Below are 21,144 nucleotides of genomic sequence, written 5' to 3'. Positions count from 1 at the left end.
TCAGAGCCTCTTTTCGACCAGCACTTCGACGCGGCGGTTCAAGGCACGTCCCTCGCGGGTGCTGTCATCGGCCACCGGATCGGTAGCGGCCCGGCCCTCGGCGCGCACGCGATCGCGCGGCACGCCGTTCTGGACCAGAATGTCCGCAATCGTCGCCGCGCGCGCCTCCGACAGCCGCTGGTTGGTCGAAAGCGGGTTGGTCCGCTGCAGCGGGATGCTGTCGGTATGGCCGATCACCGTGATGTTGCCGATTAGTTCCTCGTTTTCCAGGATGACCTTGGCGATAGATGCGATTAGCGGTTCAAAGCCTTCGGTCAGTTTGTCGCGCGAAGACTGGAACACTTCAGGGTTCGTATCCTGGATGACGAGCCTCGCCAGCGAGACACTTTCGCGTCCCTTCAGGGCCTCCAAGGTTGCGGCAGGGGCAGCGGCCCTGAATTCGGGCAGCAGCTCGAATTCGACCGGCGTGACCGGCTGCGGCGACTGCGGCTCGGCCGGCTGGGCGCGCTCGACCTCCGCCCGATCGAGCGGTGGAATGGCCCGGACCAGCGTGGCGAGTTCGGTTGCCTGGCTGCTCAGCTGGATCGAAAACCCGACATGGATCGCCAGGGCCAGAACAGCCGCCATCAAACCCATCACCCAAATCGGCAAGGTGAAGCGCTGCGGCTCGTCGGATGCATCCACTCCCTTCCAATGCGGCGACAGCGGCGCGTCTTCGGCGTCGGCGTTACGTAGAAAGCGTGCGGCGGCGGCGCGAACCGCGTTGAGCGAGCGGTCCCCCGACCGGCCGGGCACGCGATACTTGCCGCGGAAGCCAAGCGCCAGGCAATAATACTGAAGCTCCAGCAGATCGCGATCCCGGTTTGGATGCCGCTCCAGTTCCTCAAGGCGGGCAAAAAACTGGGCGCCGGCGTCGACATCGCCTTGCATCATCACGACCAGTGGCTGACGTGGCCAGGCGCTGGCGCCCCCCCAGGGAGTATTGAGCGCGAGGTCGTCGAGCAAGGCTCCTACAACCCAGGCGGCCATGTCTGCCCTTGCCAGCGATGCGCCGGTGGCGACCACGGCGTCGCGCGCCCGGATGAGTTCCTCAAGCAGCCGGGTACGCAATGCTTCCGGGTTATCAGGCGCAAGCGCGCTTTCGAGTTCCGGCGCAAATTCCAGCAGGGGAGCGAAGGCGTTGATAAGCGGATTTGGATGTGTCCGCGTGCGTTTCAACGCCGCCCTCGGCGGCAATGGCGGAACCTCCCGCCGCATCGGTGCGCCGACCAGGCGGATGCGTGTCCGTTCGCGATCCTCCGACATGCCGAAAGGATCGTCCCTGCTCATCGCGTCACCTATTTACCGAATAGCAGTCAACCTGCGGCTCGCTGGGAAGCACGCCGGAAACTCCGATGACGAAGCCAGGCGCGTCGAGCAGCGAGGCCCAGTGCTCACTCTTCTGATCGAGTTCAAGGCACAGCCGGTCGCCGTCATAGGGAATTTCGCGTGGCTGGGAGTGCAAAGGCTTCAGCGGAATTCCAGGCAGCCGCGATTTCCACAGCCCCTCAAACTCACCGGCCGATCCTACTGTCGCCTGGTTGACGAATATCTTGCGCAGCGCATCGTCCGAAAGGTCCGAGCCGATACGAACCACAATGCGGCTCTGTAGCAGAAGCTTCGGATTGTCGATCCGCACCTTCCAGACATTGGTGGAGTGCTGCATGACCGGCAGGGCACGCGACTTGGGCTCGACGTATCGCAGGCTGAGGATCAGCGAACGCAAGGTATCGGCCAGCATCGCGAAAGCAGGGCCGGGCGCCATATGATTGTATATGGGCAGTTCACTGAGCCGCCGCGAACTGGAGCCATAAGTCGCCATTGATCCGGCCAACCCTGCAAGTTCTTTGTAGAGTTCGGCCGGGTGATAGACGTCTTGCTCCAATATGTGGGCAAGACGCGGCCGGGCCGCGTTGGCCAGGTTGAGCATCAACAGATCCTCGACGCTGCGTCCTGGACCGCCCAGCACCAGCTTGACATGCGCTTCGGCGATCCGGTCAAGCCCGGTGATCACCTCCTGCAGGAGCTGCGCGTACCAGGGTACCGAGCCGGTCGCGAGGGATGGCGGAAGGAAGGTTTCCTCAAGCGCCACGCCGCCATCGGCGCGCAGTCCCTTTATGTCTGCAATCGGCAGCGCGGTGTACCCGCTGAGCGTCTTGCCAGGCGCAAGCAGCAAGGCCTGTGGCCTCGCAATCTCGATCTCCTCGGGATCGGCCCCGCCTTGGATCGCGTCGCGTACCGCCTGGATGCGGCCTCGATACCGCGCCCCGGTCGGTTCGGCATGGGCGGGGTCGAAACTGACGCCGCCAGGCGGCTCAAGCGGCAATGCCAGCTGTACGAAACCTTCGCCCATCGCGCTGGTAATGGCCAGCGGCAATGGCGCGTCCATCAATTCTGGTATCGCAAACGGTGTGCCGTCGGGAAAGATGCCGCGCGCCGACGTTATCGAAACCTGGCCTGCCTCGAGCAGAGCTGGATCCAGCGTTAGCGATCGGAACCCGAAGGTGTGCAATTGTCCTGCCTGCAGAGCGCCGCGCACGGTGGCTTCCAGGAAGCGATCCTGTTGCTGGAAGTGCTGGGTCCGAAGGAACATTCCCTCGGACCACAGCACCCTGTTGGCGTCGCTCATCGGAACGTTTCCTTCATCCGCGCCCAAGCGATATGCCGCCGCCGGCAAGCGTGACGTTGACGATCGTGCTCGTTCCGGCCGGGATGGCCGTTGACGTACGCCAGGTGCGCCCGCCGGGCTCACGAACCAGCGCCACCACGCCAAGTGAGGTGGCTTCGGGTTCGAAGCCGATCGTCTTGCTGGCGCTGCCGCCGGGTGCAACAGTGACCTGGTCGATGCCGACAAGATCGCCGCCCAATACGCCGGCCGGCCCGGACTGCAGGGCGAAATAATCGGCCGAATTGAGTGCGCCCGTTCCCTTAAGCCGCAGCAACTGAACTGTGACAGGACGGTCGCCACCGCCCGGACCCGGGTTCATGCCTTCCTGACCGCGCAGGTTGACGGTGACCGTCGTCGGCTTCGGCGAGCTCTGGCAACTGGCCAGAAGGCCAGCCGCTCCCAGTGTGATGATGAAACCGCGCCTGTGGATCATGCTTTATTCCCCTTCATAGGCGTTGCGGAAATCAGCGCCGATCTCGCCCATGAAGCGGGATTCCGCGCTGAGGGCTAGTTCGCGATGGCGCTTCTGGTAGAGCTCCCAAAGCTTGGCGCTGCGTCCCCCCGCCAAAAGGGTTTCCATGGCGGAGCTGGATTTCAGCTCCTCTTCGACCAAGGCCGGATCGAAACGGTCGATCATCTTGCGAAGGGCACCTTGCACGCCTCTCCATGCACGGACATGATGCTGGGCAAGGTCCCGGACCGCGTCCGCAATAGCCGGCTCGCTGGCGAGGAAGCCCGGGCTGCGGTCCGCAAGCATGGTGCCAAGAACGTCGTCCACTGTCGGCAGAAATTTAAGCGGATTGACGTCCGATGCCCCTACCACCGTCTGCGCAACGCGGGCATTGCCTTTCTCGTCTGCGCGTTTGCGCAGAAGCTGCATCAGGCCCTCCATCATCATGCGGTATTCGCGGCCGAACCTCTCCATTTCGGCAATTAAGTCTCGACTCGGGTATTCCGCTGAGTCAAGGCCCATTCCGCGCAGGAAGGCGGCCCGCAGCGCGGCATCGGAGGCAGGTGCGGGCGCCTTCGCAGCATCCTCGGGCGTTTGCGCTCGGCGGGGCTCGGCTTGCGGCGCCCGCGCGGCATCGGTCCAGCCGCCCGACGAGGCTATGCTGTCACGGGCGCCTCCATTGAACCTGGCGGCGTGAGGTGAGGGCGGCGTCGCCACCGGATCGAGGCTGAACGGGTCGTCGAAAGCTGGCGAATTGTGCCGGGCCGCTTCGCGTTCGGCGGCGGCAAACGCGCCGGGCTCGGGATGGTCGAATGGATCGGGAAGGTCGGCCGGCCGCGGCGCCTTGGGCTCATCGTCAACCTTCAGCGAGAAGAAATCGTCGCCCCCCAGATTGACGGGTCCTGGCGAAGCGGGCTGCGGCGGAGTCTGGAAAGCCGCCGGCGCCGCCGCCTCTGCCTGGAGGTCAACCCATACAACATATTCGCCGAGCCTCAGCCGCATGCCGTTGCGCAGCCTGGCCGAATTGCCTGCTCCCAGCGGCTCGGCCGAGCCGTCTATGAACAGGCCGCTGCTGGAGGTGTCAGTGACGAAATAGCCGTCCTCGTCTGCGGTGATCGTGCAATGGGCGCGTGACACGAACATGTCGGGATCCTGGATCTGCCAGTCCGCCTCAGGACTGCGCCCGATCACCAGTTTGCCCGTGTCCAGCCGGGTCTCTCGTACCAGCTGGTTCCGTGGTCCTTGCTCGAGCGTGAGAAGCAAACTCATGCCGCTGCTCCCGCCATTTCCGGCCGCCATCCCACAATCGTGCGCAGGCGCATGTCTTCAGCATCGCCCCTTTCGACGGGCGGCGCAAGCCAGGCTGTCCGCGCAAGCTGAGCGGTCCCGATCCGGGCCGCAGGCACTTCCTCACGCGCAAGCACGATTCGCAAATCGATATCGAGCAACTCTCCCATCAGATCCCGTATGGACTTTTTCAACACCGCCAGCCGCTCCCCGCCGGGCAGGAACGCCCTGAAATCCTCGTAGCGCAGAGGGCCGATGCGAAGTTCGACCCGGCTTTGGCGGCTGAAACTTCTTGGCCCGACCGTCGCGCTGCGGCCGAGCGCAGCATGAACCTTGCCCAGCCGAGTTTGCAGCGCCGCAGGTATCGTCATCCATGCGGCGACAAACTCCTTGAGCTCGACAGGCACTTTGAAGGCCTCTGCAACAAACAGGGTCAGGCGTTCGGGTCCATCCACCTGACTGGCCAGCGCTGCTGCCTGACGAAGCTTGACCGCATCGATATCAGAGTGCGCGGTATTGTGTGTCCCTGGAAGCCCAATACCCGCCATTGCCTCGAGCATGGCGCGAACACGGCCGCCCACCGCCCGTTCGACCTGCACTCCTGGATGTGCGTCCGCCCAGGCGCGATAGAACAGGGTGATCATGCGGTGTTGGAGAATGTTGACGAAGTCGATGAAGGTGGTGTCGCTGGTCTGCTGTGCGTCGGCGCCGGCAAACCAGCGCTGCGACAAGCGATCGAGCACCCAGCGGGTCATGTGCAGGGGCAGGGGACCTTCCGGTCCCATCAATCCGAGATTGGCCACGGTCACCCGTGCGGGACGATTGCCGGCGGCTTCGCGGAATTCGACCACGTCCTGTATGGCAAATCCAAGGCGCACGTGTTGCCCAAGTCGCGCCGGTTCGCGTTCCGGCCGGCCGGAATGGCCAAACAGATCGCTTCCACGCTCAAGCTGGCGAAGGAGCTCGAAAAAGTCGAACGTTTCGGAAAGGGGTCCGGGCCTGTTTATATCAGGTGGCGATTGCCGGGCGTCATCGGCCATGGCACATCCTCCTGGCTCTGGAGCAGCCGCGTGCGGGTCCGAACGAAGCCGTTTATCCCAGCGTGGCGGGCAAACAGCCGGGCAAGCAAGGCGGAAAGCAGCAGCGAACTTTGTCCGGCGAGCACAGATTGGTCGACATGCAACGTGACCTCGATACCCCGGCCGAAACACATGGGCCCTTCGATCGCCAGCCGTTCGATTACCGGACGCGCATCAATGCGAGCGATCGCGCGAACGTGGCGGGCGACCCCCGGGTCTCCCCGGTCGGCGTAAAGGTCGAGGAGCGCATGAAGCGGCTCAACTCCCTTTCCTTCCTTGGCAAGGCTGAGGAAATTGAGCGAAAGCTGCGCCACAAGGCGCCATGCCAGGTCGTCCGCCCGCGATTCGCCTTCCGCGCCAGCGGGCAAGCTCGCCGGGATGGCTGGCTGTGGTGTCCTCAACGCGCCCAGGAGCCTGGTTGAGTCGATCGGATCGCCGCTTTCGGGCGACAAAGTTGGCGTATCGTCGAGAATTGGCAGATCACGGTTCGTGCAAAGCGCCACGATGTCGACGCGCTTGAGCGGGCGGTTCGCGGTGGAGTCGGCTGGACGCGAGACGGCAAGAAAAACGTCATCCCCCGCATATGAAGTGCGCGTCATGCCCTGACGACGTTCATCCTCGGTCGCGCGGCGAGGGCGACGTTCCGTCGAGTAGACCCAGCCGGAGCCGCGGTTTTGTCCCAGACTGAAGAGCGCCGGTATCACCGCGTCCGCTCCCTCAGCGTCGGCGTCCTCGGCACGCAGAACTCGGTAGATCTCGAAGTCGCGCGGCCGGGTTCGGTCAGCATAAAGCGCCTGCCGGGTCTTGCGGGGATCGAGTTCGACGACGTCACACTCACGTTCGAAGAGATTGATGATGGGCGTGGCAAACAGTTCGAAATCCGCTACGGTTACGTCCGAAAGCTCGGGTACCGGGCGCCGGAACAGAAAGATGATTTCCAAACCGGCATCGCATTGGCGCACGACCGGCTGCAGCCCGCGAAGCCGCGCGTAGTAGAAGCGGTCAGGCATGATGAAATATTCCCGCAGAAGACGATAGCCTTCGAATGTCTGGCGGGTGCGCGGCATCAGCGCCTCGTCATCGCTGATGCCCGCCATCTCTGGTGGCGGCAAGGCCATCAATCGGTTGGCTTTGCCTTCCGCCCGTGCGCCCAGCGCCGAGCAGGAGCCGAAAACCGCGTCGAAAAGAACCGGCGCCTTCGTGCGTCCGGCAAAATATAAGTCGAGCCGGTCAATCGCCAATTCGCCAAGCTTGCCTTTGCCGTTTCGGGCGAGCGTAAGTCGAAGCGCCGCTTCGCCACCAACACCGTTGACCGGAGTTATGCCAGCGGCGGCGAGGGCGCTGCGGTCCTGGAAATAGCTGACCGAGGCCACCTCTATCGGCCAAAGCGTCACCTCCTGGGCCGTGGTGAACGTACAGCGCGTCGACAAGCCAGGCTTCAGGCTGGACACGAGGCGCGTGTTGCGTGGCACGACATGCCCGCCGATCATCGTCTGGACCTGCTGACCGGGTTTCAGCACCGCCAATGCGGTTGCCGGCGTCGGTGCGACAAGATCGGGATAGAGGACATCAAGCACGCTGCGCGAAAAACGCGAGCGCTCCGCGTCCACCTTCAGGCGCGTACGCGCCGCAAGAAATGCGACACCGTCAAGCAGGCGCTCGACATACGGGTCCGGGCAGGGGACCGTATCGAGCGAGAGATTGCGGGCCACTGCCGGATGCATCTCCGCAAATTCTGACGCGAGCGCGCGGATGTGGGTCAGTTCCTCCTCATAATACTCCAGGAAGACCCGGTCCATTTCTCAGGAGTCCTTAAAATCGGTCCGCGCCAGGCCGTTGTCGAGGTTGATCAAAGTGCGCAGTCGCAACCGTTCGGGCGTGGGTGTCATGATCAACACTGCGTCGATTTCAATCTTCAAACCCATGCTTTTGTCACCGAGGGTCACTGTGACTTTCGTCGCGCTCTCCTTGAGACGGGGCTCGAAACTGGCGAGTACGGACCGGATTTCGCGGGCCAGGGCATCGCGGTCGAAATCACGGGAGGAACGGCCGGAGAACGAAGGCACGCCGTAATTGACCACGCTTCGGCGCACTTCGGGGAAGTCCTCCAGCGATGGCGGGCTGCCGGCGGCGTGTTCGGCTTCGAGGTCGGAAAGAAGCGGGCTGGCTTCGAAGCGCTCGGTATTGAAAAGCGCCTCGATATCGCGTCGAACCGCTTCGCGCAGCACCGGGGCGGAGACCACCACGCTACGGCTTTCAAGCTCAGCGCGGTGCCGGTTCTGAAACGCCAGACGATGCAATCTCCGCTTCTGGTCGGGTGTTATGTCAGCATCGGAATCGATGAGCTGCGTGCGTTCCATAAAAACGTCGACACGCTCAGCGCCCAGTTCTTCCTGCAGCGTCCGCCTTAGCCCCTCGATCTCCGAGGTCAAGCCTGGCAGGTCGTTTACGAGACGGTCCCAAAGAGAGGGCTGGACCGCCTCGCGTTTAGCCCGCGGACCGCCATTGGTCCTTTCGGCGCTGGCGCGCCGTATCCGGGCTTCACTTGCCGACATGAACATCCATTTCGATTTCGTGCTCATCATCGTAGTTGAAGATGATCGTCTTGTAGGCGAAGCTTACACGGTCTTCGAGGACATCGGGCTCGTCCGGGCTCGGCCTCATCTCGTATTTCACCACCGACGCATCCTTCAACGTGACGACAAGATAGTCGCTCGTCTCGCCTTCAATCGTGCGCCGTGCGGAGAACTTAACCTCATCCATAAGTGTGTTGTCGAAGAGCGCCTTCTTCAGATAGGGGGAGGACATGTCATAGTGCTTGGTAAACTCCGCCATGCCCAAGGCCACCCGGCCGCGACGGGAAAGAGAGTTCGCATCGTGTGGAGCCACCATGGTGTATTCTACGCCATAGACCTCTATCTCTTCGTCATGGCCATCGCGGACGCTCGGTCCCTTAATGTCAGGGACTTTCAAAAAACCATCTATTTTCGTTCTTGGTTCGACTGCTGCTGGCATTGTCGCTCTCCATTGCGTTCAACAGATCAAGACTTCACAGACGGCAACTCCGATACCAGTCGGAGCGACGCGTTTATTCCTTCCAGTTGGTAGTGCGGACGTAAATAGAAGCGTGCGTTATAGTAGCCTGGTCTGCCCTCGACACTGTCGACCTGAACCTCAGCAGCAGCAAGCGGACGCTTTGCTCGCGCCTTGTCGTCGGCGAAAGCGGGGTTGGCCAGAACGTAGCGGTTGATCCACTCCGTCAGCCAAACCTGCATGTCGGAGCGCTCTTTGAACGAGCCGATCTTGTCGCGTGCGATCGCCTTCAGGTAATGCGCGAACCGCGAAACTGGGAAGAGGTAGGGCAGGTTTGCGCTCAGACGTTCGTTCGCCTGGGCATCCGGATCGACCAGCCGTCCCGCGCGCGTTTCGTCGTCCTGGAGGGAATGCGCGCCGATGAAAGCGGCAAGGTCGGTGTTCTTCCGGTGCAGTATGGGCATCAGACCCAATTTGGCCAGTTCCGCTTCGCGGCGGTCGTCGATCGCCACCTCGGTCGGACATTTCATAGCCACCGATCCGTCGTCCGTGGGGAAGCTATGCACCGGCAGGTTGATGACCGTGCCGCCGTTCTCGACTCCGCGGATCTGTGTGCCCCAGCCATAGAGTTTATGGCTGCGGTTTATGTTTACGCCCATCGGGAAGGCAGCATTCATCCAGACATATTTGTTGTGGTCGCCGTGGACTTCTTCTTCGAAGGCGAAGCCTTTGACCGGAACGGTGTCCGCGCCATACGGCAACCGGGCCAGAACGCGAGGCATGGTCAGCCCGATGTAGCGCGCGTCTTCGCTCTCGCGCAGCGACTGCCACGAGGCATAGGCCGGGTTCGAGACGATTTGCTGCAGGTCTTGCGGGTTCGGAAGTTCCTGCCAGCTATCCATACGGAAAAGGCGAGGCGATGCAGCGGCGATGAACGGCGTGTGCGCGGAAGCGCAGATGCCCGACAGGTTGCGCAAAAGGCCCACATCGCGCGGATGATTGGAGAACTCGTAGGCGCCGATCAGGCAACCGAACGGCTCACCGCCGAACATCGAATATTCGTCCGTATAGACCTTCTTGAAGACAGGGCTCTGGTCCCACATTTGACCTTCATAGTCTTCAAGCGTGTCGGCCAGTTGCTCCTTGGAGATGTTGAGCACCCGTATCTTCAACTTCTGATCGGTCTCGGTGTTGTTCACCAGATACCACAGGCCTCGCCATGTGCCCTCCATCTCGCGCACCTCTGGCGAGTGCAGGATCTCATTGATCTGCGTTGTCAGCATCTTGTCGATTCCCGCGATGAGCGACTTGATCGACTTGATTGCGTTCGAGGAAATCGTCGTTGTCTCGGACCGCGACTGCGCCGCAAGCGCGAGGTTGCGAACCAACTGCTGAAGCTTTTCGCTGTCGTCCTTCTTGACCTTGAAGTCCTTCTCGAGAAGTTCGCCAAATTCGCCGAGGTCGACAGCCTCGGCCTCGGCCATGGTTGCGATCTTTTGCTGTTCGGCCATTGTTTATTCCTCGACCTTCTTGTCGCCTTCGGTCAGCGCCTGGTTCGCGATCTGACCAAGAAGCGGCTCGTTGTTTAGCAGTTGGGCAATTCGCTTTTCGGCGTCTACGCGTCCATCCATGAACCCGAGCAGTTCTTCGAGCTGGCGACGCATTTTGAGAATCTCGGCCAATTGCGGGACCTGTTCGGCGATCTTGTCCGGGGCGAAATCACCCATTTTGGAGAAGGTAAGATCCAGCACGAGTTCCTCTTCGCGCTCGGCGCCGTCTGCCTGCGGCAGGGTATTCTTGACGCGAGCTTTGACACGCGGCCCCAGCGCTTCCATGAACTTGGAAAACCTGTTGGCGTCGACGTCGACGTAGGAACGGTCCAGCACCGATTTCTGTGCTTCCTTGGTCTGCGACGCGCCCGAAAGGTCGGCCATCACGCCCATGACAAAGGGAAGTTCTATGGTCGTGGGGCTGCCATAGGTTTCGACATCATAGGCAATCTGTACGCGGGGGGCGCGATTTCGCTCGATGACCTTTGCTTTGCTTTCCGCTGCCATGATTTTTTACCTTTCGTCCTTCTGAGCCGTTTTCTTGGTGTCGGGGACCCCAGCCAGAAGCCGGAACTCCTTGAGCCCCGACGGCGCGAGATCTTCCATGAGTTCAACGAAGTCCATGTGCACCATCCGGCGAACACGGCGGGCAAGGTGTGGAATCGGGCTCGAGGGCTCGGTGCGGTCGTAGAATGCGACGACAAGGTCGAGGCATTTCACCACATCTTCGCGCGAGGAAATCCGATCGGGGAGACTCATACTCGATCCTCCGGAGCCAGCGCTGGCTGCAACGACGAAATCATGACCGTTCCCGACGGGTGCGTCAGTCGCCGAGGCTGCCTCGAACGATTTGGGCGTGCCGTTGAGCGGACTGCCCATAGGCTCCCGCTCAAGCGCCACCAGCAAGCGCTCCAGAAATCTCTTCAGGTCCGGAATGGTGGCGCTGCCGCCTTCAAGACGGGACGCCAGCGCCGTCTCGACTGATTCCAGCGATGCGGCGCAGGAGCGCACATCGGCAATGAGAGCCGTCATTGTCTCATTGGCCTGATCCGCCGCCGCAGCACAGCCACTTCGGACGCGGGCCAGCAGCTGCTCGTGGGCGCTGGCCAGCGCGGCCTTTTCGGCGGCGTTCAGTCCGGAAGCGGCCTCCTGCAGCATGACACGCTCGTCGAGCGCGGCCTGCTCCAGATCGCGGCCACTGATCGGCCCCACCCCGCGTGGAGCGAAAAAAACCATTTTCCGCATATCCGCCAGCAGGCCTTCCTGGCCGTTTTGGAGATCAAGCAGCGCGTTGATCCGGCGCAGCGCGGCTTCGCGTGGCGTCGCGCCGGCGCGTAGCGCCGGGTGCATCGTGTCCCAATAGGCGCCGAAGGTTCGCGCGATCAGATTCAGCCCGTCCGTCAGCCCGGCCAGGCCATGCTCATTGGCCAGGGCGCGCGTAACAATGATCAGGAGGCGAAGATCGCGCCCATGCGAACGCAATTCCTCAGCCTTGCTGAGGACGGCTGGCCAGTCGACCGGAATGTCCACCTGCGAGGAAGGCTTGTTGCGCTCGTCGTGGACGACTTTGATCTGTGGCTTTGTGAGGCGCTCCAGCTCATGAAAGCGGGGATCATTGCGCAAATCTTCCCCAGACGGATTCTCACCGTCTAATGGATTCAGCCAGAGTGCGAGATCAATCACACAACCCCCCGGCGTACAGCTTCGCGGCCACACGCGGCCTGATATTTACCACATGGAATATCTTTATCACAACTTTGGCAGCGATGGTAAGGCATGTGTTTCGATCTTGTCGACCACGTTTTTACGATTGTTGTCGCCAGATGCCTGGCCCGGTTGCTGGCTCATGTATGTGACGCGTTTCACTAAAGCGGCGATTTTGTCCGTTTTCCGCTCCCCCACTTTGTAAGTTGCTTGTTGTGTGGCAGGTTATGCATGGGTAATCCCACCACAGGAGCAGTCCGATGGGACCAAGCAGCATGCAGCAGCGCAGGTCGTCGCAGAGCTTCAAACGCAAGGAACTGGTAGCCAAGCTCAACCCCGTCTGTCTGCGCGCCTTCAAGGCGGCTGCCGACGCGGCGAAATTCCGCGGCAATCCCTATGTCGAACTTGTGCATTGGATCGAGCAGTTGGCGCTCTCCGATCGCTCAGATTTCCAATTAATACTTTCTGACGCTGGTGTGGACGCCGGTCGGCTTGCGGCGGACATGGCCCGGGCGGTCGACAAACTGCCCTACGGCGCTACGTCGATTGAAGAATTCTCAGATCACATATTTCATGCGATCCAGGAGGCCTGGAGCCTGGCAACGCTGCAGTTCGGTGTCGAGGAGGTTCGCAGCGCGCATGTGCTTCTGGGCTGCCTGAAGGTTTCGGTGCTCGAGGGGCTTATCTCCAAGATAAGTCCGGAATTCGACAAGGTCGATGCGGACGGTGTCTTATCCCGGATCGACGAGGTGCTCGAGGGCTCGATCGAGGCTGGCGGCAAGATCGGGGCGGCGCCCGATACCGAAGCCGTGCGCCGGATGCCGGGAGGCGAGTCGGCGCTGGCGAAATATGCGACCGATCTGACGCAGCGGGCGCGCGACGGCAAGATTGATCCCGTCGTGGGCCGCGATCCCGAAATAAGGCAGATCATCGACATATTGATGCGCAGGCGGCAAAACAACCCAATTCTGACGGGCGAGGCCGGCGTCGGCAAGACTGCGGTGGTCGAGGGCTTCGCGCTGCGCATTGCCGAGGGCGACGTGCCGCCAATCCTCCAGAACGTCAGCGTGCGCATGCTCGATGTCGGGCTGATGCAGGCTGGTGCGAGCGTGAAAGGCGAGTTCGAAAAGCGGCTGAAGGCTGTCATCGATGAAGTTCAGTCGTCCGACAGCCCTGTCATACTCTTTATCGACGAGGCCCATACGCTGATCGGCGCAGGCGGTGCCGCAGGAACAGGCGACGCAGCCAATCTCCTGAAGCCGGCGCTGGCGCGGGGCGAACTGCGCACGATTGCGGCGACCACCTGGACCGAATACAAGCAGCATATCGAAAAGGACCCCGCGCTTACCCGCCGCTTCCAGGTGGTCAAGGTCGAGGAGCCGACCGAGACCGCCGCTGTGCTTATGTTGCGCGGTGTGGCTGGTGTTCTGGAGCGGCATCACCAGGTCCAGATACTCGATGAGGCCATCGAAGCTGCCGTCGCATTGTCGCATCGCTACATCCCGGCGCGGCAGTTGCCGGACAAGGCCGTGAGCCTGCTCGACACCGCCTGCGCCCGTGTGGCGATCTCGCAGCATGCGACGCCGGCAGAGGTTGAGGATATACGTCGCCGGCGCCAGGCGCTGGAGGTCGAGAAGGGCATCATTGGCCGCGAGGCGGCGATCGGCATCGAGGTGGCCGAGCGTCGCGCGCGTGTCGATGCGGGGCTGGCAGAGACGGAGAGCGCGCTTGCTGCCTCCCAGGAACGCTGGGATCGTGAAAAGGCCTTGGTCGCACAAATTCTCGACCTGCGCGCCCGACTTCGGGGCGATGGCATGCCATTGGATACGGCAGCGCAAACCGAGGAGGCGTCTGCTGAGGCCGTGCAAACCGAGACGTCGGGAATGGCGGGCGTGGCCGGCAGCACTGAAGTGACGGATGCTGCGCCGGCCGATCCTGCAGGTGCAGCGCCTGATCCGGCGGCCGACCTTGCGACGTTGCGAGAACTCATGGCCGAACTTGCCAAGGCGCAAGGGGAGACGCCACTTATCCTGCCATCCGTCGACCGCAACGCGGTGGCGGCGGTGGTGCAGGACTGGACAGGCATTCCGACCGGAAGGATGCTGTCCAGCCAGACCGAAAAGGCGCTGCGCCTGGCCAGTGTGCTTTCTGAGCGCGTCGTTGGTCAGGACCATGCCATGGAAATGATCGCCAAGCGCGTGCAAACCAGCCGCGCCGGGCTGGGCGCGCCCGAAAAGCCGGTGGGGGTGTTTTTGCTTTGCGGCCCCTCGGGTGTGGGCAAGACCGAGACCGCCCTGGCGCTGGCCGATACGCTCTATGGCGGGGAGCAAAACCTCATCTCGATCAACATGTCGGAGTTCCAGGAGGCCCATACCGTGTCGACGCTGAAGGGCGCGCCGCCCGGCTATGTCGGATACGGCAAGGGCGGCATTCTCACCGAGGCGGTTCGCCGAAAGCCCTATTCGGTGATCCTGCTCGACGAAGTCGAGAAGGCGCACCCGGACGTGCATGAGATATTCTTTCAAGTCTTCGACAAGGGGATGATGGACGACAGCGAGGGCCGCAGGATCGATTTCAAGAACACTCTGATACTGCTTACGTCAAATGTCGGTTCGGAGGTCATTATGGATCGGACCGAAAGCGGCCGAACGCGGGCAGGGCTCGACGAGCTGGATGCCGCACTGCGCGGGCCGCTCTTGAAAGTATTCCCGGCTGCTTTTCTCGGCCGTGTGGTGACCATTCCCTATTATCCCCTGTCGGACTCCATGATCGAGGCGATCACCCGCCACCAGTTCGCAAAGATTGCGCGCCGCCTTCGGGCAAGTCACGATGCCGAGCTGGTGATCGCAGACGGCGTGATGGATCTGGTCAAGAACCGTTGCACCGAGATCGAATCGGGTGGTCGGATGATCGACGCGATTATGACCAATACGCTTTTGCCGGCCTTGAGCCAGGGCGTATTGAACCGATCAATCGAGGGACAGCCGATGAGGCGCGTCACGGTCGGCGCCTCTGACGACGGCTTCACCTATTCGTTCGAATGATCAGGCACTCGATTGTGAAACGCATTTCTGACAAGCCGCTTTATCTGGTGGCGGATTAGGAAGACTGTAATTTGGGGGGGAAGGTGAGATTGCCCAGGTCGTCGGACTGCTTCGCCAGGGACAGCGGCGATGTCAGAGCTGAACATGATTGGTTACTGGCGCAAGCGGACGCTTTCTCTTGCGCCGGTCTGCTTTTGGTCCTGTCACCTCTGCCGGCTTGGCGGCCGAAGTCGGCCGCCGCGCGGCGTTTGTCATCGGCAATTCCGCCTACGAAAAACTGGCGAAGCTACCCAATATCATCAAACGATGCGTCGCGGATGGGCGAAGTCCTTCGCCATTCCAATTTTGAGGTTACGGTCGAAGGAAGCGCCGACCAGCATGAATTCAGGCGTTTCGCGAGAGCGCCGATCGCGGCGACGCGTGGAGCGTCTTTCATGCGGCCGAGATGATGAGCGCGGAGGGGTCGCTGATGCGAGCCGTGGGAAAATATCCACCTCTAACCGTTTGCGCTCCACCTGGAAGGCGGAACGCCGTCAGAACGGGGGTTGCGAAAGATTGGCCGGCAGCGATCCCGCGGAACTCAATAGAGAAATCCAGAAGGCCCTGATACGGCTCGGGGCCGAGGGCATCGAGGCGGGCGGGGTGCTGGGGGTCGAAAACGCGAAATGCCGCGCGGGCAATTCTCGGTGGGAACGTCCCGGAAGCGGAGGGCGACTACCGAGGCACAGAAGCCGATTGGAATCGGTGGCTGTTTGGATTATCCTGAAGTTTACTTCACGGTGGAACAGAAGTTTACTTCGCGGCGGAACAAATGGGTACTAAGGGCGACCTCCTCAACCAGCTCGACGTTCCCGTGAACAGATTTCTCTTTTTTTTGCTTACGCTTTTGGCGGCGTTCGCCCTGCTCTCTACGAGTAACGCTCAAGCCGAAAGACGTGCGGCGATCGTCGTCGGCAATGGCGGTTATAGCTTCGCTCCTCTGACAAATCCTCGAAATGACGCGAAGCTCATCGCCAATAGCCTGACCGAGCTCGATTTCGACGTTCTGCTTTTCTACGATGTAAAAAAGGCAGCCGTTAAGGATTTGAAGGAAGCGATCCGCGCGCATCTTGTCGGCGCGGAGATGGCCGTCTTTTACTATGCGGGCCATGCCCTGCAGTTCGATCGTCAGAACCTGCTGCTGCCTGTCGACACAACCACCTCCTCAGCAAAGGAGATCGTTGCCGATGCGATACGTCTTAACGATCTCATCGATATTGTGAAGGACGACCCAGTCGGCGTGAAACTCTTTATCCTCGACGCCTGTCGCGACAACCCGGTGGCAAAAGCCAAAGGCCTAGATGAAGGTCTCGCCTATACCGAAGCCGGAAGCGGTCAAGTTCTCATCGCGTTTGCCACGAGCGCCGGAGAGGTTGCCTATGATGGCACCGGGATAAACAGTCCGTATTCCTCCGCGCTGGCCAACGCGTTGCAGACGCCCAATCTGGACATCTATGATACGTTCCGCACAGTACGCGGCGACGTCCGCCAGGCAACGGGTGGATTTCAGATTCCCTGGATCACCGGCTCGATCGAAACGAAGTTCGTGTTCAGGAAAGGCGGCACGGGGGGCGACGTCGCTGGGTCGGAACAGCCGGCAGAGGCAGGAAACGGTCTAACGATCGATGAAGTGCTGTGGTCATTCATCAAGGACAGTCCGAATCCGGAAGATTTCGGCCGTTTTGCAAAGGTCTTTCCGAAAAGCCGGTTCGCCAAGGAGGCGACCGAAAAGAGCCAGGTTCAAATGGCAGCGCTTTCCGAGCGCGGTGTCTTTGTCAGCGGACCCCTGAAATCCACTCCGATTGCCACCGACATTCTTGTGGTCGGGGAAAGCAGGGCCGCGAGCGAGGAATTCGTTTTCCAGCAGGCCGGCGAACGCGCCGTCAGCGAGACGTTTCGCGTGTGGCCATCGGAGCTGCCTGACACCCAGCGGGGCATGAAAGCGCTGGTCACTGACTGTGACCTCTACGCCGCCGATCCCAACGACCCGCAGCGTTCCGTCCCTGGGGTCACCAATGGACTCGTTAACGTTCGCGACGCGCTGCGGGCTTGCGGCTTTGATCTCGCTGCCGACATCAACAATCCGCGCCTGCAATTCCAGTTCGGTCGCGTTCTCGAAATTGCCGGACGTTTCGATTGGGCCGAGCATTATTATGAACTGGCGGGCAAGCAGCAGTACAGCGCTGCACTTGTGAACCTCGGTTACATGGCGCGCGTCGGCATGGGCCGGGAGGTCGATTTCAATCGCGCGTTCGACTTTTACATGCAGGCTGCCGCCCTTGGTAACCTCAGGGCACGCACGAATATTGGCACCGCCTATGTGCGTGGTCAGGGCGTACCGGAGCTGCCCGAGGAAGGCATCCTGTGGTACAAGCTCGCCGCTTCCAGCGGGTGGGCGAATGCAATGGCGGCGCTCGGCGATGCCTACAGCAAGGGCATCGGCGTTCAAAAAGACATGGTTGAGGCTGCGAAGCTCTACACTGCCGCGGCAGATATGGGCCAGATCGACGCCATGAGCAATCTCGGGCGCGCCTATATCGCCGGCTCGGGGGTGGAGAAGGACGTCAAGCGCGGCCTCGAATTGCTGCTGAGGGCTACCGACATGGGAAACCAGTATGCGCCGCGATTTGCAGGCCAGCTCTTCCTCAAGGGCGGTGGCGGGGTAGGCCGCGATGCGAAGCGTGCGCTCCGCCTGTTCGAACTTTCCGCGCGGCGCGGCTTCGAAGACAGCTACCTCGATCTTGCCAACGGCTACCGGGACGGCTCCTTTGGCAAGGCCGACTTGCCGCAGGCTTATTTCAACGCCACCCTTGCGGAACGTTTCAAGGTCAACAAGGCCGGGAAACTAAAGGAGCAGATAGGCCAAAAGCTGAAGCCTGACGTCCGCCGGAAAATTGAAGCCGATGCGGAACTGTTTATAGAGCAGAACGGCAGATGAGTTTTGTACGTCCTCTTGGTAGAGGCGAGCATTGCGTCGCGTGATCGATAGCCTCAAGGCGCGGTTTATCGGTGTTTCGTCCGCCCCCATAGCCGACAGCGTCGTGGACGACCCCGCAGCACAGCTTGTTTACGTTCTGGCGGATCCGGTAGACGAGGCCAAACCAAGGAGCCTCATCAGCTACCTCGGGGAACCGCCGGAAAGCATCGGCGAAATCCTGAACTCGGTCGCAGTTGCTTGCCGGCTTCGTGACGAATATCCGGTCGTGGTCATGTCGGAGCTCAGGCCCGATCTGATCGCAGTCAACGTCGTCCCCATAGAGTTTATACCTACCCGTCGTCATTTGCCCTTCGCAGCAAGCGAATATGAGCGCTACATTCGTCGTCGCTGGTCGCTTATTCTGATGAAGTGGAACTTCTCGAAGCAGATCGAACTTGGGAAGAGTTTCGATGATTTCGTCATCGATCAGCTTAGATAACCATAGGGCTCACCCGAAGCGGCGGACTAGCTACGTTCTCGCCAGTGACTCGTGAAGCGGGCGGTTAGCTCTAACCGAGAAGACGAGCTGTTCGATAGCACGTGCCGCTTCAACCGCCCCATTGACGAAGTCCAGCCGTGCCGACCGGCGGCGCATTTCCTGACGAAAGTCGTTTGACATAGCTGTGTCGACAACCGTCTTTACCCTTGAGAGCTCCGAAGCGCGAATTCGCAAGCCAAGGCCTGTCGCATGCGCATAGGTCGCTCTGAGGTGCTGGTCATCCATCTCAGGCGACTCGTTGGGGACAAAGATAGCCGGTATCCCGCCATAGACGCACTCGTGAAAGGAATTGTAGCTGGCGTTCGTGATCATTAGGTCGACCGCACCGAGATACTCGGAGACCGGATACACACGTCGGCGTATGACACCGGGAAGCTCGGAAACCGGGGGACGGGACAGCGGATTGTCGATCTGAACAAGCTGAACGTGCCGGTCGAGGAGTTCCTTCGTCAGGAGTTCCGGCAAGGTCTCGTAATCGAAATTGCGTTGCGAACCGAGCTGGATGGCCGCTGTGAACTTTTCCGGGTCCATGCCAAGCCGCTTGGCGGCATCGCTTCTGGAGAGAAAACAGCCAGGCTCCTTGAGAAGGATCGGGCCGACGACCGTGATGGGACCTGGCATGGATCGGGTCGGGCCGTAGTCTTCATCATGCGCGAGTTCGCCGGGCTCTATGATCATGTCGAAACAGGACTGAAGCTCGCTTTTTAAACTGTGATCGGTACGCCACATGGCGCGACGTACCCAAATCCACGCGATGTCCGGCCGCACGCCAGCGACATCGACGAGACCGGGAAACGGGTAGGTACCGTCGAATACAACCGCGGCAATGTCAAAGGATTCGATCGCGACGAGCAGTTCCTGTGAATACACTTGGTTCCAACTGTTGTCGGTCACACCGATCTTTACAGGCCAGGGTATATAGTCGGTTGCGTGCCCCCGTTGGCTGATCAGCGACGACCCCGCCGAACGAGTGATGAAGATCGGCTCGATATCCGGTGACATCCGCTCGGCAATGGCCATCAGGCGGGTGATGTGGCCGAGGCCTATCCCGTTAGTCGCTACAAAAAGCACGCGCCGCGATACGCCTATCCGGCACGGGCTCGCGGAGCGTCGACTGGTCTGCAGCCCACCGTGGCTTGCATGTTTCCGGCTTGCCCGCGACGATTTTGCGGCTTTCAACGCCGGGATCGGAGGCAGTTCGAGCGCCTCGTAGAGCACAGCCATGCGTTTTGGATAGATTGCCAGCGAGAATTTGGCCTCGACCAGCTTTCGCGCCGCAGCAGATTGCTTGAGATACGCATCGGGTGAGGATAGCAGACAGTCGATGACCGTTTCGACACCGTTGGCCTCCGTATAGACCGCGCCATCCCCATACAGCGCCTCGTATGAGGGGTCCAGTATCGTCACGACGCCACTCGCCATCGCCTCGGCGATACCGATGCCGAACGCCTCAACCCATAGTCGGCTGTGAAAGTAGACGTAGAAATCGAGGCTTTTGAGGAATTCAGCAGTACCATCCTCGGAAAACGGCAGAAGCTGCCAGTTCGAGCCGAGCCATGGCTGAATTTCAGAGGGAACGCCCCCAAGCGCCTTCACCGTCAGGTGACGCTTGTCGGGATAAGCGGCGAGTAGTTCCTCGCGGCTGTCCGGCCATTTGAGGCGCGCCGGCCGCGAGTGCCGGCCAAGTATGGCCGACCCCTGGGGAGGCGGCCGTATGCGGCAGCTCCACTCCGAGATGTCAATCATATTGAAGAGATCGCGCGGCAGAAGCTTCGGCTTCCAGCCGACCAGAATTTCGAACTGAGCCCGGACCTTGGGACCTACGGGTGCGAATGTCACCGGCGCTCCGAACAAGCGTTCAAGATTGCGCTCGACGGCGCCAAGATCGTATTGCGGAATCCAGGCGCCATCGAATAGCGGATGTTGGACGACGCAGACAACGTGACGAGGCCGGATTCTAACCGGTCGATCCGGCATCCGTTCAAACACCTGAGGATGGTTTGCAAAAAGGACGTCGCACGTCACGGCATCATCGCCTGTCAACCAAGGGATATCGAGTTCCTCGATCACCCGGGCAGTGCGCGATTGGAAGGGTCCAATCAATGGATCGCTTCTGCCTATGAAGGGAAGGAATGCAGTACACAGCCCAAAATGCCGAGCGGCCTTCAGTTCGGCTCGCAGTGCGGAGGAAGTCCCGCCATGATATCTCGGATTAGCGGCGTGAACTATGTGGAAATGCATCGATCAGATCTATGAATCTTTTACACGCCTTCCGCTAATTATCCTGCAAAGAGGCGAATTAAGCAAACTTAATAGGCTCTGCTTCTGCTGCGGGTCGTATTCGTGGACCTTGGAACGTTGCGCACGATTGTCGGTTTCTTGGTAACGGCGGTGCTGAGTTTTTTGGTAGCCATCGGAACATAGCAGCTACGCGGGTAGTCGTTTATGAACCTGCGATAAGACTTGTCGGTATTGACCCTCTGCGCCGAACGCCATGCCATGGCTTCGGCCCCTGTGGGTACCTTGTTGTAGCAGCTTGCGGCATTGGTCGGTGCTAGGCCGGAACCTTGGAAGGGCACGCATGCCGCAAGCAGAAACGATCCAAGAATGGAAAGGCGTCTCAACATCATCGACCCCCTATCCTCATATTTCCATGTAAGCTGTTCGTAGCCCTGGAGTCAATCAGTTCTGCAGTCTTGGCGAAACTGTGCGTCGAGTTAATTTTGGGAAAGAAGTATTCTTCCACTTCTGTAAGATCACGCGATAAAGCAATA

Annotated in this window: 15 protein-coding genes; 3 read left to right on the top strand and 12 right to left on the bottom strand. The window is 60.7% G+C overall.

What is annotated here, in order from left to right; genetic code table 11:
• Genes icmH through tssA form a run of 11 tightly spaced genes read right to left on the bottom strand, consistent with a single transcriptional unit; the run spans window position 1 to window position 11,790 of the window.
• Window positions 1–1,329, bottom strand: coding sequence for a type IVB secretion system protein IcmH/DotU (icmH, locus tag ABVK50_RS32325; RefSeq protein WP_353646392.1), 1,329 nt, complete (start codon window positions 1,327–1,329; stop codon window positions 1–3).
• A 4-nt stretch (window positions 1,330–1,333) separates the two neighbouring features.
• Entirely contained in the window at window positions 1,334–2,668 is a 1,335-nt protein-coding gene (tssK, locus tag ABVK50_RS32320) for a type VI secretion system baseplate subunit TssK (protein WP_353646391.1), read from the bottom strand.
• Between the two features lie 13 nt (window positions 2,669–2,681).
• Window positions 2,682–3,140: a type VI secretion system lipoprotein TssJ gene (gene tssJ / locus ABVK50_RS32315; RefSeq protein WP_353646390.1), complete on the bottom strand. Its 459-nt coding sequence runs from the start codon at window positions 3,138–3,140 to the stop codon at window positions 2,682–2,684.
• Window positions 3,141–3,143: 3 nt separating this feature from the next.
• Window positions 3,144–4,427, bottom strand: coding sequence for a type VI secretion system-associated FHA domain protein TagH (tagH, locus tag ABVK50_RS32310; RefSeq protein ID WP_353646389.1), 1,284 nt, complete (start codon window positions 4,425–4,427; stop codon window positions 3,144–3,146).
• Window positions 4,424–5,485: a type VI secretion system baseplate subunit TssG gene (tssG, locus tag ABVK50_RS32305; RefSeq protein WP_353646388.1), complete on the bottom strand. Its 1,062-nt coding sequence runs from the start codon at window positions 5,483–5,485 to the stop codon at window positions 4,424–4,426. Before tssG ends, tagH begins: the two co-directional genes overlap by 4 nt.
• Entirely contained in the window at window positions 5,449–7,323 is a 1,875-nt protein-coding gene (gene tssF / locus ABVK50_RS32300) for a type VI secretion system baseplate subunit TssF (RefSeq protein ID WP_353646387.1), read from the bottom strand. Before tssF ends, tssG begins: the two co-directional genes overlap by 37 nt.
• A 3-nt stretch (window positions 7,324–7,326) precedes the next feature.
• Entirely contained in the window at window positions 7,327–8,079 is a 753-nt protein-coding gene (gene tssE, locus ABVK50_RS32295) for a type VI secretion system baseplate subunit TssE (protein ID WP_353646386.1), read from the bottom strand.
• Complete coding sequence (gene tssD / locus ABVK50_RS32290) at window positions 8,066–8,539, bottom strand: type VI secretion system tube protein TssD (protein ID WP_353646385.1); 474 nt, start codon at window positions 8,537–8,539, stop codon at window positions 8,066–8,068. The genes tssE and tssD overlap by 14 nt, the downstream gene beginning before the upstream one ends.
• Before the next feature lie 26 nt (window positions 8,540–8,565).
• Window positions 8,566–10,068: a type VI secretion system contractile sheath large subunit gene (gene tssC, locus ABVK50_RS32285; RefSeq protein WP_353646384.1), complete on the bottom strand. Its 1,503-nt coding sequence runs from the start codon at window positions 10,066–10,068 to the stop codon at window positions 8,566–8,568.
• Window positions 10,069–10,071: 3 nt separating this feature from the next.
• On the bottom strand, window positions 10,072–10,614 hold the full coding sequence (gene tssB / locus ABVK50_RS32280; RefSeq protein ID WP_353646383.1) for a type VI secretion system contractile sheath small subunit: 543 nt from the start codon (window positions 10,612–10,614) through the stop codon (window positions 10,072–10,074).
• A gap of 6 nt (window positions 10,615–10,620) precedes the next feature.
• Window positions 10,621–11,790 (bottom strand): type VI secretion system protein TssA, encoded by a 1,170-nt coding sequence (gene tssA / locus ABVK50_RS32275; protein ID WP_353646382.1) that lies wholly within the window; start codon window positions 11,788–11,790, stop codon window positions 10,621–10,623.
• Between the two features lie 296 nt (window positions 11,791–12,086).
• Here tssA and tssH point away from each other — a divergent pair, with 296 nt between their 5' ends.
• The 3 genes from tssH (at window position 12,087) to ABVK50_RS32260 (ending at window position 18,310) form a co-directional block, all read left to right on the top strand.
• Window positions 12,087–14,855: a type VI secretion system ATPase TssH gene (tssH, locus tag ABVK50_RS32270; RefSeq protein ID WP_353646906.1), complete on the top strand. Its 2,769-nt coding sequence runs from the start codon at window positions 12,087–12,089 to the stop codon at window positions 14,853–14,855.
• A gap of 811 nt (window positions 14,856–15,666) precedes the next feature.
• A complete protein-coding gene (locus ABVK50_RS32265; protein WP_353646381.1) occupies window positions 15,667–17,832 on the top strand; it encodes a caspase family protein in 2,166 nt (721 codons plus the stop codon).
• Window positions 17,833–17,872: 40 nt separating this feature from the next.
• A complete protein-coding gene (locus ABVK50_RS32260) occupies window positions 17,873–18,310 on the top strand; it encodes a hypothetical protein (protein WP_353646380.1) in 438 nt (145 codons plus the stop codon).
• A gap of 30 nt (window positions 18,311–18,340) precedes the next feature.
• On the opposite strand, the gene ABVK50_RS32255 is transcribed toward ABVK50_RS32260, so the two are convergent.
• Window positions 18,341–20,440 carry a glycosyltransferase gene (locus ABVK50_RS32255; RefSeq protein WP_353646379.1) on the bottom strand — a complete coding sequence of 700 codons (2,100 nt, stop codon included), beginning with the start codon at window positions 20,438–20,440 and terminating at the stop codon, window positions 18,341–18,343.
• Between the last annotated feature and the right edge of the window lie 704 nt (window positions 20,441–21,144).

This window comes from Mesorhizobium sp. WSM2240 (assembly GCF_040438645.1).
Taxonomy (GTDB): Bacteria; Pseudomonadota; Alphaproteobacteria; order Rhizobiales; family Rhizobiaceae; genus Allomesorhizobium.
The sequence above is the reverse complement of the archived record's forward strand: the minus strand, read 5'-3'. Positions and strand labels throughout refer to the sequence as shown.